At 38.1% G+C, this 12275-nt stretch carries 12 protein-coding genes; all 12 read right to left on the bottom strand.

The features are described 5' to 3' along the window. Position 1: 1 nt before the first annotated feature. Positions 2 to 1039 carry a pseudaminic acid synthase gene (pseI, locus tag VRK28_RS12810; protein ID WP_062566790.1) on the bottom strand — a complete coding sequence of 346 codons (1038 nt, stop codon included), beginning with the start codon at positions 1037 to 1039 and terminating at the stop codon, positions 2 to 4. 1 nt (position 1040) lies between these two features. After that, on the bottom strand, positions 1041 to 1811 hold the full coding sequence (locus VRK28_RS12805; RefSeq protein WP_244269416.1) for a glycosyltransferase family protein: 771 nt from the start codon (positions 1809 to 1811) through the stop codon (positions 1041 to 1043). 1 nt (position 1812) lies between these two features. Further along, a complete protein-coding gene (locus tag VRK28_RS12800) occupies positions 1813 to 2301 on the bottom strand; it encodes a GNAT family N-acetyltransferase (protein WP_062566789.1) in 489 nt (162 codons plus the stop codon). Between the two features lies 1 nt (position 2302). After that, positions 2303 to 3622 (bottom strand): aminotransferase class III-fold pyridoxal phosphate-dependent enzyme, encoded by a 1320-nt coding sequence (locus tag VRK28_RS12795; protein WP_062566788.1) that lies wholly within the window; start codon positions 3620 to 3622, stop codon positions 2303 to 2305. A gap of 54 nt (positions 3623 to 3676) precedes the next feature. Further along, positions 3677 to 5761: a motility associated factor glycosyltransferase family protein gene (locus tag VRK28_RS12790; protein WP_062566787.1), complete on the bottom strand. Its 2085-nt coding sequence runs from the start codon at positions 5759 to 5761 to the stop codon at positions 3677 to 3679. A gap of 10 nt (positions 5762 to 5771) precedes the next feature. Continuing rightward, the gene (locus tag VRK28_RS12785; protein ID WP_062566786.1) at positions 5772 to 6071 is read right to left on the bottom strand and encodes a hypothetical protein; all 300 of its coding nucleotides are present in this window, start codon (positions 6069 to 6071) and stop codon (positions 5772 to 5774) included. Next, a complete protein-coding gene (fliS, locus tag VRK28_RS12780; protein ID WP_062566785.1) occupies positions 6061 to 6489 on the bottom strand; it encodes a flagellar export chaperone FliS in 429 nt (142 codons plus the stop codon). The genes VRK28_RS12785 and fliS overlap by 11 nt, the downstream gene beginning before the upstream one ends. A gap of 40 nt (positions 6490 to 6529) precedes the next feature. After that, the gene (gene fliD, locus VRK28_RS12775) at positions 6530 to 7933 is read right to left on the bottom strand and encodes a flagellar filament capping protein FliD (protein ID WP_062566784.1); all 1404 of its coding nucleotides are present in this window, start codon (positions 7931 to 7933) and stop codon (positions 6530 to 6532) included. A gap of 26 nt (positions 7934 to 7959) precedes the next feature. After that, positions 7960 to 8382 (bottom strand): flagellar protein FlaG, encoded by a 423-nt coding sequence (locus VRK28_RS12770; RefSeq protein ID WP_062566783.1) that lies wholly within the window; start codon positions 8380 to 8382, stop codon positions 7960 to 7962. A gap of 86 nt (positions 8383 to 8468) precedes the next feature. Then, entirely contained in the window at positions 8469 to 9440 is a 972-nt protein-coding gene (locus tag VRK28_RS12765) for a flagellin N-terminal helical domain-containing protein (protein WP_062566782.1), read from the bottom strand. Between the two features lie 162 nt (positions 9441 to 9602). Then, complete coding sequence (locus VRK28_RS12760) at positions 9603 to 10577, bottom strand: flagellin N-terminal helical domain-containing protein (protein ID WP_062566781.1); 975 nt, start codon at positions 10575 to 10577, stop codon at positions 9603 to 9605. A 428-nt stretch (positions 10578 to 11005) separates the two neighbouring features. Then, positions 11006 to 11977 carry a flagellin N-terminal helical domain-containing protein gene (locus VRK28_RS12755; RefSeq protein ID WP_062566780.1) on the bottom strand — a complete coding sequence of 324 codons (972 nt, stop codon included), beginning with the start codon at positions 11975 to 11977 and terminating at the stop codon, positions 11006 to 11008. Between the last annotated feature and the right edge of the window lie 298 nt (positions 11978 to 12275).

Here is a 12275-nt window from a genome sequence, read left to right as displayed (position 1 = left end):
CTCACTTTAGATCACTCCAAGACAATTGAGTGCCACAGCGTAATTCTTTATTAACTGTTCGCCCAATAAGGCTTGGCAGCTCTTTTGGCATAATTTCGCCGCCCCCAGGACGCATTTGTCTTAAATGCTCAGGGCTCAGCTGCTCTCCAGCTTTAATATCTTTGATAATGTAAACACAGCGACGTGCTTTTGAAGCAACGGATGGGTAATCAACTTTGCCCAGTGCTTTTTCAATTTGTCTCACACCATGAACAAGGGCCTGAAGCTCCGATGGCGTCATTGAAAAAAAGCTATCTGCAGTATTGTCTGTTTTGTCTAATACAAAGTGCTTTTCTATCATGCATGCACCGACGGCAACTGAAGCCAGTGGCACATCATTTCCCAGTGTGTGATCAGATAAACCAACCGGACATTCAAAAGCCTGTTGCATATGAGGGATAGTTCGCAAATTAATAGTCTCTGCAGGAGCGGGATAAGTGCTTGTACACTTCATCAATGCAAGTTCAGTAACACCCGCATCTTCAGCGACTTTTACCGCCTCAGCAATTTCAACTAACGTCGCACCACCTGTAGACATAATAACGGGTTTACCGGTAGCCGCTACATCACGAATTAATTGGTGGTCAATTAATTCCGGTGAAGCAATTTTATAGGCTGGAGCATCTAATTGTGCTAATAAATCGACTGCCGATTTATCGAATGGTGATGAAAAACAAGTAAGTCCAAGTTTTGCTGATAGTTCAAACAGTTCCGCATGAAAATCCCAAGGCATATAAGCTGTCTTGTATAAATCATGTAAGTATTGACCTTGCCATGGACCCGTCGCTTCAAAGTGTGGAAGTTTACAATCCATGGTTAAAGTATCTGCGGTGTAAGTTTGTAGCTTAATCGCATCAGCACCGGCTTCATGAGCGGCATGAACTAACTCTTTAGCTTTATTTAAACATTGACCATGGTTAGCTGACATTTCAGCGATGATATAACAAGGGTGATCGTGCCCTACCCATGTATCAGCTATTTTAAATTCTTTCTTAAACATATTACCCAACTTGAACTTGTTCTACGTGCTCATTGATCTTAAGTATATCAGGATGAGAGCTTAGCATTTGTTTTAATTCATCAAATGTGAAATCAGTACGGTAATCGAATAAGCTATAAATGGCTTTAATTAACTCATAATCAGCTGGCTCATCTAAAGTTAAACGCCAATGACTGAAATCATCAACGTTCTTATAGTCAGCCACTTTCATATTTCTGCAAATATATTGCGTCATATGTTCTTTTTCAAAATCTTCTGTTGCACATTCAAAGGCTGATTTAAGCGCCTCAAAAGTAAACACTTCTGTATCAAAACCATTAGGAAAACCACAGTGAGGGCCAGCCGAAATATAATCATACTCACTGCGCACACTATAGAAGTGGTCTATAACACGTGCGGTTTCAGTTAAATCAATGAGAGGACAATCACTGGTACAACGAACAATCACAGTATCTAAGTTTGCCTTTACAAACTGTGCAGCTAGGTAATAGCGACTTAATACATTGTTAGTGTCACCTTCAACGTATTTCACACCCAGTCGTTCACACAACTCAGTGATCGGTCGTTGAGTGCCATCATCTGTTGTCGCGATAATGATCTTCTCTTTAAAAGGAGCTAATCTTTCAAGCATCACTTCTAATACTGGCTTTGTTCCAAGAGGTAGCATTACCTTTTGAGGTAAACGAGATGACGTCATTCTAGCTTGAATTACAATATAAAAATCGTTGTTCAGAAGCTTTGAAACAAGCTGTTCAGTATAATTATTCAACAACTTAAAACTCCCATAACATTGTTAGACCGCCATCATTTCGACCATCATCTACAACTTTAAAACCTATTTTATAATAAGCCGAAACGGCAGCAGTATTAGCTGAGTCAACACCAAGCTGCATTTTAGTAATACCTAATTGCTGCTTTGCATGGCGTGCAAAACATTCAATTACTTCCTTTGCAACCCCTTTGCCATGCCACGCTTTTTCACCAATCAGAATCCCCATTTCAACACAATCGCGGCTTTTTCCTTTGATGATAAACTTAATATTTCCAATATGCTCATCACTATCAAGAGTAAAAATGCCATAAAAATACACATCTTTATCGGCCAGCTGCTCTTCAATATATGCAACAAGGCCACTGCTAGACTCTGGTTTATTTAGGATGAATTCGCTAACACCTGAATTCAACCAGTTTAAATACTTAGCCGATGCATCCGCTGCTTCTAAGTATCTTAGTTTAAACCTATCTGAAGTCAGTAAGTTCATCTTAATTCAGCCTTTTAAAGCCCGAGGTTGATGGAATAACATGTGCCAGTAACTCTGGGTTTTCAATCGCATCGGCTATGGCAGAAAACGCATTATCAACCGCTTTTAAATAAGTCTCAACGTGGTGCTTTTTGTGCGCATACATGCAGTAAAACATATTAGTTGCTAATACACCTTGCTCTAACATTTTCTCAATAAAGTAGGATTTAAGCGTCAAAAAGTTTTCATTCTTTAAACTAAAGTGGCAAAGGGCATCAATACCAGAAACATGAATTTCAAGGCCATGCTTTTGCGCTAAACTTAGCCAGCCATCCTTAATTTTTGCACCGATTACAGCTAGATGCTCATGGACTTGGTGTTGCTCGTAATAGTTAATCGTTGCTAATGCAGCAGTAGGCCCTACTCGTTCAGTCCACATAGTGCTAGATATAAAACTAGTTTGTGCTGCATCCATCCATTTAGACTTGCCTATTACGGCAGCCATAGCATAGCCATTAGCCATTGCCTTAGAAAAAACTGCAATATCAGGATTAATACCCAGCTTCAAATGCGATCCGCCACAGTTGATCCTAAAGCCCATAGATATTTCATCAATAATTAATGGGATATTTAATCGTGCTGCAATCGCCTCAACTTGCTGCCAGTATTCTTCAGATGGGGCAAAATTTCTCATTGGCTCCATCACGATAGCAGCAAGCTCATCACCATTTTCTGCAACTAACTGCTCTAGCGCTTCGATATCATTAAAAGGAAAAGGGAGTGCTGTTCCTGCTAGCGCTTTTGGAACACCTTTAGGTGAAAGGCCAGGAATTAAATGGTCGTTAAGATTACTATTACTTGTAACATTGGCAGATAAGTACCAATCATGCCACCCATGATAACCACTAAAAGCAATTTTATCTTTACCTGTTGCTGCTCGTGCAATACGCACTGCGACAGTCATTGCTTCACCGCCACAACGGGCATATCTAACTTCTTCAGACCAAGGGTGTAATTCTAATAACTTCTCAGCAAGCTCAACATCCTCAGGGCAATTTAAGCTAGAACTAACCCCATTGCGAATAGAGTTAATAACCGCATCATCAACTTCATCTACCGCATAACCTAGAATATTTGCACCGATACCCGAAATAGACATATCGAGGTACTCATTACCATCAAGATCCCAAACTTGGCATCCCTTTGATTTAGAAAAATACCCAGGCCAAATATTGGTACTAAACATATCTGGTCGCTTAGAAAGCAATTGGGTTAAGCCAGGGATGATTGACTTTGCTTTTTTTTGTAAAGATAAGCTTTTTTCTAATTTTTTATTATTCATTAATAAATCCGCTAAAAGTGAAAAAAGAATTCGCAACTACTCGTTTAAATGACTTTACTTGCACAAGCGAATATTAGCTTTGTAGTACTCAGGTGCCGAATCAATAAACTCAATCCAATGCTGGAGTGCTTTTAAATAGTAAGGCATTATTTGCTCTTCATCCCCAAAGTTGTACAACAGAGATATCAAAAGAGCTGTCGTGTATAAGGTTTCCCCTTCCATCATTAGAAAAATATTTAAATATTTTGCATTATCTTTAAATGAATAGAGATAGCGAATACTTTTAAGTAATGCATCTAACGCATCACCTCGAGTGCTTACATCTTCTTTTAGTATATTTGCAAACGTAGAACAAAACTCTTCAAATTCATTGTATTGCAAATATGACTCAACTTTCTCTGCATCATATGGAGCTGAGAATTTAGTGGATTTGATAAATTCAATAACCTCATGTTTATCAATTTGAGTATTCTCTAGGAAAATATCCTCTGACTTTAAAGGTATTGCCCCTTTAATTTTTGCACCATTACTACAATTAAAGAAATGTGTACCTTTTGGCACAAATAAATCGACGAGTTTCTCCATTTGGCTGTTACCAACACTCATAAATTCATCAGTTAAAACAGAAGGTGCAAAGTTTCCAGGCAGTACTATTTGCTTACCCATCTTTAAAGGTTGATGGACTGTTTCGCCTTTGTCATTGTAGTAAAAACTTGATTTAGAGTGGTGATGGGTTTCATCTATATAACCATTATCAACACCAAATAAATAAATATTTTTGAAATTCAAATGACATGCAAAACTAAGTGCTGTGTTGCCAACTAGCGGGTTACAATATGAAAGACTTCCCGTAAATTCATGCTTGCCTAATACCTGTGATAATTGAATTAATTGCGTAGCAGACTCATTACCTTTTAATCCAAAGCCAGTCCAAGGGAAAAGACTTGATACGCTAGGATGCATCACATTAGTTGTCAAAAAGTTAATCTTGCTTCGAGCAGATTCTGGGAGGTAATCCTTGAGAAAATGATATGTCTGTTCTGTACGCTCTAATGCAACATGAAAGTCGGGAATAATTCCATATTGGATCAACGCTGTAGAAGCTGAATTACATGAAAAGATAACGACTTTATCTTTAATACTTTGAAGAGCTTCAATTTCTTTATCTAAAGATGGGCCATTAGCAATTATAACAATTGGAAAATTATCATATTTTGGGACGCTAACTTGACTTAAATGATTAACCATAAGGTTGAGGCCATTATCGACATTACCCAATGTGTGGGCAACTCCCATAAGTGCATCATCAAAAAAGCCAAAACCTGTAAAAAATTGATGAAAATTAACTTTAAATTGATTAATCCAGTTATTAACAGTTACAGATGGGTAGTGCTGATAGAACCAAGTAAAACTAACTGATGCAACACCAACATTTCTTGAGCGCTCATAAATATCTTGAAAAATTTCGACTTCTGTTTTGCCAATGCCTAAATAAAGATAACTACCACTTTGATTGACATGTTCTAAAATTTCCTGCCAATCAGTAACGAATAGACTTGCAAAAAAATAGTCTTCGTTTGGCTCCAAAATATTTATAAAGCTAATTTTCTTACTATCAAGCAGGTACGGTAAGTGATATCCCAAACCTATGCCAAAGACAATCAAGCTAGGCATAACTTCATCAAGCGTATTGTTTAATTCGAGTTCTTGTTTTGCTTCCAAATAAACCGAGCCCATATTTTTCATTAATTTGATATGGCAAAAATCAAGGGGATTTTCAATTAATGAAACTTTTGAATGGTCTGTACGCCCAAGAATTGGGGCATTTATATTTTTTTCAGCCTGTTCTTTTGCCTGACTTATTGGATCTTCCGAGTACATTGGCACGCCGGTTTCATAATCTATTATATTAGCGGTGCCATTTTCATTGAGGAGTAGCTGAAATTTTTCGCCTGGATTATAGTGTAAAAACCTATCGTAAATTTCAGGAAAAAACTGTTTGAATGCCAATAGGTTACGCTCAAACATTAGATTAGCTTTTTCTGCAAATATTTGTTCTTTCTGCTGTTTTTCTAACTTCGCTTCAAGCTGCTCTGAAAGTGATTCTAATTGAGCTTCAACAGATTTTTGTGTTGTCATTATTCTTTACCTACTTGATGCTTTTATATATGTTAAGCTTTTTTTGATTACTTAAATGAACACCTATTTGCTTTGCTAAATTCTTTTTTTGACCTTCAGCGCGTTGCAGCAACGCGCCAAATTTACTAAAAATTTCTTCACAACGCCTAACATTTTCAGGTGATAAGTTATTGATATTACCAAATAGTGACCTTACTTTTTGGTCAAACTCTATAAAGCTTGCGTTGAAGGCATCAAGGTTGTTTTTGTCTAAATGAGCGTTAAGTATCTCAATTTGATTTTCAAGTTGGGAAAATTGACTATCCGACATTTGCGTCAGCGCCATTATCTCTTAAAGTTTGTTCTCTTACTTCATGAGGAATTGCGTCCCATGCAGACTTAATTTCTTTTAGTAAGCCACTTACTTCGTCAATAATGGTTGGATCATTCTTGATACTTGCATCTAACAATCTATCAATCATGTACGAATACAATGCATAAAGGTTTTCAGTTACTTCACCACCAGCATCAAAATCTAAACACCCTCTAAGTGCTTCAATTATCGCTGATGCTTTTGATAGGTGTTCACTCTTGGCTTCAAGGTGTTTTTTTTCGATGGCTACTTTTGCAAGTACCATCTTCTCAACAGCGCCTGCCATCAACATTTGAATAATTTCGTAGCGGTCAGCACCTGCAAGGCGAGTTTTAAGTGCTTCCTTTTGGTAATTTTTTACTTTTGCGTTGTACATGGTTCACCTTATACGTAAACGATAAAGAAACTAGCTATAATTAAGAAGATTTAGTAAAGCCTGGAAGACTAGAAAGTTGTGCACTTAAGTACGTTTGAGTTGACTGCATTTGCGCTAACAACACATCTAAGCCTGCATATTGCTGACGAAGCCTTGCTTCTAACTCTTCCATTCTATATTCATGGTTAAGAACATCATCTTCAAGATCGTCTAGTTGAGAATTTAAACTAGTTTCTCGTTGATTCATGATTCCTTTAGAGTCTAAATAATTGTCAAAAAGAGACTCTAATTGCTTTGCTATCCCATCATCACCTGCAAAAGCCTTGCCAATATTATCGTAATTTTCATCCATAGCTTCGTTTAAACTACGAACTAAGCTCGACTTTTCAAGGTAACCTTCTTTATCAACACCTAAACCAATATCAAAGATACTTGAAAATGGACCAGCATCAGAAATTGGAGTTGAAAGGGCATTAACAAGCTGGGAATCGAATGAACGAATTGTTGAATCTGCGTTTAAAGGTTTGCCAATACGCGTTTGTAGGCCTATTTGACCGATTAGATTATTATAATTTGTGATAAATTCATCGACTAAAGCTGTGACGCTCTCTCTATCTACTTCAACAGATAACTTTGCAGTTTCACCGTCAACACTTTGTCGCTTTGCAACTATAGTCATGTCTTGCACAGCATCTTTAAAAGTATTGGTATCATTAACAATTGAAATACCATCAACTTTGATTTCTGCACTTTTAGCTTCATCACCTGAAGCAATTGCAATTCCACCTGCAGTAACACCATCATTAGCGAGTGTCGAAACATTATCAAGTTCGGCAGTATCGTTGGTAATAACTAAATCATTACCTGCACCTGATACATTTGATGTGAGAACAAGTTTAGACTCCGTGCCCGTATTAATGATGTTTGCAGTGACACCGAAGTTCTCATCTGAATCATTAATAGCATCACGTAAATCCGCTAAGGTCGCACCTGCATCAAGCGTTAAATCAAAGCTCTTATCACCAGCAGCAAAAGATAAAGTACCGCCAGAAGCTGTAACAACATCGTCTGTTGAAGTAAATAGACCAGCATTTGAGGTAGCACGACTACCCTGAGCAAGCTCAATCACTTCAATATTGAAATCCCCTGGGGTAATATCTGAAGTTGGTGTTACAGATATGAGGTCACCATCATCACTAGTCGGTTGCTTTATGTTAGCAACACGCTTGTTAAAGTTATCTATATCAGCTAACTTTTCAATAGTGTCCTGAAGCTTTGACATTGCAGACTTAACTTCACCTAAAGACGAAAGCTCTACCTGTAAAGTCTCTTCTTTCTCCGCAAAAGCTTGTAATTTAGGTGTATTTTCAGCTGATAGTGTCGCACTGATGATGCTTTCTAGATCAAGTCCAGAACCAACCCCAGCAGATGTAATTAATGCCATTGTAATACTCCTAAAAAACTGTATTGCTACGCTGTTCTATCGAACAACAAACCTTTATTGCTTAATTTATCGGCAAATTCTTCTAAAGCTTTAGCTACTTCGCGAAATTCTTCTGTTGGAATCTCTCGAATTACTTCATCATTTTCTTTATCAAGAACTTTGATAATGGGTGGATCCCCTTTTTCATCAAATTCAAAAATTAAATTTGTTGATGTAACTGGGATATAACTATTAAGCTTTTCTAAGTTTTGTTTTACTTCGGCAATTAGATCTTTTTTGTCTTTTTGCTCATTTTGTTTAGAAACCAGCTCAATATCCACCGCCTCTCTTCCAGCAAGTTCTGTGCCTTTATTTGCTTTAATATCATCGATTTCAGCTTTTAAATTTGCAGAATTTCCACTGGTAGCAAGGTTATCGTTAGACCTTTGTGTTGAATTAAGATCTATCATAGTAACACCTCTTAATATCTTACTCGTTAAGTATAAGCCACTTCAAAGCAAATTTCCTGAGTCTGAAGTGACTTATAAAACAAATATTAGCCTAGTAGTGAAAGTGCTACTTGAGGGCGTTGATTTGCTTGGCTTAAGATTGATTGGCTAGCTTGTTGTAAGATTTGCATCTTGGTTAAGTTAGCTGTTTCAGTCGCAAAGTCTGTATCTTGGATACGTGATTTCGCAGCACTTAAGTTTTCAGAGATATTAGATTGGTTACGGATTGTTGATTGGAATCGATTTTGGACCGCACCTAACTCCGCACGCTTTTTATCAACAACAGCGATTAGAGAATCCATTCCAGCCATAATGAGTTGTGCATTACCTTGTGTTGAAACGCTAATAGTCGTTGCACCGAAGCTTGAGAAGCCAACACTTGCTTGTGCTAAACCAGAATCGACACCACTAATACCGGCAGCAAGGCTAGACATCGCCTTACCTGTTACAGCAGTTGCAACTTGAGCAATACCTGACATAGTAAAGCCACCGTTTGCAGACATACCATTAGCACCATTCGTCGTTGCGCCTACATCTTTCATACTGAAACCAATCGTTTGGATAGCATCTGCGCCAACTTGGAATTTAGCATCGTATGAACCATCTAGTAGGTTTTGACCACCGAAAGTAGTATCTTCGGCGACACGATTCACTTCTTCAGAAAGAGAGCGAATTTCTTCTTGAAGTGCTAAACGGTCTTCATCAGTATTCGAACCATTCGACGCTTGTTGTGCAAGCGTACGAATACGTTGGAACATTGATGTTACTTCGTCTAGTGCCCCCTCAGCTGTTTGCGCTAAAGAGATACCATCGTTCGCATTTCGGTTACCTTGCGTTAAACCATTAACTTGGCTTGTAAGACGGTTAGCAATCTGCATACCTGCAGCATCGTCTTTTGCGCTGTTAATGCGTAAGCCTGATGAAAGGCGTTGGAAAGAAGTATCTAATGAGTTACCAGATTTCATTAGCTGGCGCTGTGCGTTCAAAGAACTCACATTAGTGTTTACATATAAAGCCATATTAGCCTCCGCTTTATCATTTTATAGCTAAACAGCGGGATACCCCTACCCTGCTATTTAACCGACATAGAGTCCTAGATTGATAGTTCTCTAACACGTTTATCGTCTGATAAAGCGAAAGCTTTAGCTTTATTTGTAAATTTTTTAACTATTTTTTAAATTTTAACCTTGTAACAAGCTTAACGCCGCTTGAGGTCGTTGATTTGCTTGACCTAAAATTGTTTGGCTTGCTTGCTGTAAAATTTGGTTTTTAGTTAAATTAGCCGTTTCAGCTGCGAAATCAGCATCTTTGATACGTGATTTTGCTGCAGATAAGTTTTCTGATATGTTCGCTTGGTTACGAATTGTTGATTGAAAACGGTTTTGCACAGCACCCAATTCAGCACGCTTTTTATCTACTACAGCGATCATTGCATCCATTGCAGCAAATACTTGCTGAGCATTCACTTGGCTTGAAACACTGATATCACCAGCAGTAATACTGCTGAAACTAACCGTTGCTTCTGTTAGCGCTGACGAAACACTACTTATACCAGCCGCAAGCGAAGACATTCCTTTACCACCAACGGCAGAAGCGATTGCTGCAATTCCTGACATGGTAAAACCACCATTATTCGTCATAGAAACCTGACCATTCGTAGTCGCACCCACACTTTTCATACTAAAGCCAATTGTTTGAACAGCATCAGCACCTACTTGAAAGCTAGCTTCATAACTACCATCGAGTAAGTTTTGACCGCCAAATGTGGTATCAGCTGCAATACGGTTAACCTCATCTGATAATTGACGGATCTCTTCTTGAATTGCGAGTCTATCTTCATCGGTGTTTGAACCATTTGCAGCTTGCTGAGAAAGAGTACGAATTCGTTGGAATGTTGAAGTAATTTCATCTAACGCACCTTCAGCTGTTTGCGCAAGTGAAATACCATCATTCGCATTTCGGTTACCTTGATTCAAACCCAAAATTTGTGATTGTAGACGGTCAGATATTTGTAAACCAGCCGCATCATCTGCTGCACTGTTGATACGCAAGCCTGATGAAAGGCGTTTAAACGAAGTATCTAAATCTGTACCTGTTCTATCTAGCTGCCTTTGTGCGTTTAATGCACTAACATTAGTATTTACATATAAAGCCATAATAAACTCTCTTCTTATCTGTCAAAGTAAAGTCACTTTCAAAAAGTGAATTTGACAAAGTGACCCTTACAGCGGCAAATCTAAGTCGCCTGGGGCAAAAAACTGCCACTTTGCTTGTTAGTTAATTAACTTGAAATAAATAGAGCAATTAATAGGCCAACTATTAATTGAAATTAAAAAGGAATGAAAAAAGGCTCCATTTAGGAGCCTTAAGAGAGATAAGTTTAAGAGTGGGTTCAATCACACAAATTATGGCATAATCTGTGCTTTATATTTTATGTTCTTACAAATGTTAGAACACTACTGTCAGGATTTTGAGCGCCTCCGCTTTATAATCCTATCTTAGCGCCTTTGTTAATACCCCATTAGACAAAGGCGCTTTTCTTTAAGTCAAAGTTTTGACTTCACTTTAACTCAAATCCCAACTATTAACCTAATAAACTTAGTGCCGCTTGAGGGCGTTGGTTAGCTTGACTCAAAATTGTTTGGCTAGCTTGTTGTAAGATTTGCATCTTAGTTAAGTTAGCTGTTTCTTGAGCAAAGTCGGTGTCTTTAATACGTGATTTCGCTGCACTTAAGTTTTCAGAGATATTCGATTGGTTACGAATCGTTGATTGGAAACGATTTTGAACCGCACCTAACTCCGCACGCTTTTTATCAACAACAGCGATTAGAGAGTCCATACCTGCCATGATAAGTTGAGCGTTACCTTGTGAAGACACACTGATAGTCGTTGCACCGAAGCTTGAGAAGCCAACACTTGCTTGTGCTAAACCAGAATCGACACCACTAATACCGGCAGCAAGGCTAGACATCGCCTTACCTGTTACAGCAGTTGCAACTTGAGCAATACCTGACATAGTAAAGCCACCGTTTGCAGACATACCATTAGCACCATTCGTCGTTGCGCCTACATCCTTCATACTGAAACCAATCGTTTGGATAGCATCTGCGCCAACTTGGAATTTAGCATCGTATGAACCATCAAGAAGGTTTTGGCCACCGAATGTTGTATCTTCAGCTACACGGTTAACCTCTGCTGATAATGAACGAATCTCTTCTTGAATCGCTAAGCGGTCTTCATCTGTGTTTGAACCATTCGCAGCTTGTTGTGCAAGAGTACGAATACGTTGGAACATTGATGTTACTTCGTCTAGTGAACCTTCAGCTGTTTGCGCTAAAGAGATACCGTCATTCGCGTTACGGTTACCTTGATTAAGACCGTTGATTTGCGATGTTAAACGGTCAGAAATTTGTAGACCAGCCGCATCGTCAGCTGCGCTGTTGATACGAAGACCTGATGATAAACGCTTGAATGATGTATCAAGTGAGTTACCAGAATTCATTAATTGTCTTTGAGCGTTTAATGAACTAACATTTGTATTTACATAAAGTGCCATGATATTTCTCCCGAAGTAAACTTATCATTTACTCTCAAACTTACTCTAATTAAGCGGTAACTGTTATTTGTTACTCTGCTTGGTTAATTAAGTTATCGGTCCGCTCAAAAAATCCTTTAGTGAATTTTTAAACAATTTTTCATTTTTTATTTAACACGATGTATTTAAAGGAAAAATATTTTAAAACTTTAGCTAAAGATGGCGCCTGGTTGTCTTTAAAATCGTTTCTGTGAATATTACTGAAGATCAAAACGCGACAAAGAGTGCGTTAAAACCGCTGTTTAAATGGAAAGCTTAA

It is taken from the genome of Pseudoalteromonas sp. P80D2 (genome assembly GCF_036680945.1).
Lineage (GTDB): Bacteria > Pseudomonadota > Gammaproteobacteria > Enterobacterales > Alteromonadaceae > Pseudoalteromonas > Pseudoalteromonas shioyasakiensis.
Note: the sequence above shows the minus strand (reverse complement) of the source record. Positions and strands in the feature narration are given on the sequence as shown.

Coding starts and splice junctions, on each gene's coding strand:
- VRK28_RS12770 (WP_062566783.1), bottom strand. CDS start 8,382: ATGATAGATCTTAATTCAACACAAAGGTCTAACGATAACCTTGCTACC.
- fliD (WP_062566784.1), bottom strand. CDS start 7,933: ATGGCATTAATTACATCTGCTGGGGTTGGTTCTGGACTTGATCTAGAA.
- fliS (WP_062566785.1), bottom strand. CDS start 6,489: ATGTACAACGCAAAAGTAAAAAATTACCAAAAGGAAGCACTTAAAACT.
- VRK28_RS12800 (WP_062566789.1), bottom strand. CDS start 2,301: ATGAACTTACTGACTTCAGATAGGTTTAAACTAAGATACTTAGAAGCA.
- VRK28_RS12785 (WP_062566786.1), bottom strand. CDS start 6,071: ATGTCGGATAGTCAATTTTCCCAACTTGAAAATCAAATTGAGATACTT.
- VRK28_RS12765 (WP_062566782.1), bottom strand. CDS start 9,440: ATGGCTTTATATGTAAACACTAATGTGAGTTCTTTGAACGCACAGCGC.
- VRK28_RS12755 (WP_062566780.1), bottom strand. CDS start 11,977: ATGGCACTTTATGTAAATACAAATGTTAGTTCATTAAACGCTCAAAGA.
- VRK28_RS12795 (WP_062566788.1), bottom strand. CDS start 3,622: ATGAATAATAAAAAATTAGAAAAAAGCTTATCTTTACAAAAAAAAGCA.
- pseI (WP_062566790.1), bottom strand. CDS start 1,039: ATGTTTAAGAAAGAATTTAAAATAGCTGATACATGGGTAGGGCACGAT.
- VRK28_RS12790 (WP_062566787.1), bottom strand. CDS start 5,761: ATGACAACACAAAAATCTGTTGAAGCTCAATTAGAATCACTTTCAGAG.
- VRK28_RS12760 (WP_062566781.1), bottom strand. CDS start 10,577: ATGGCTTTATATGTAAATACTAATGTTAGTGCATTAAACGCACAAAGG.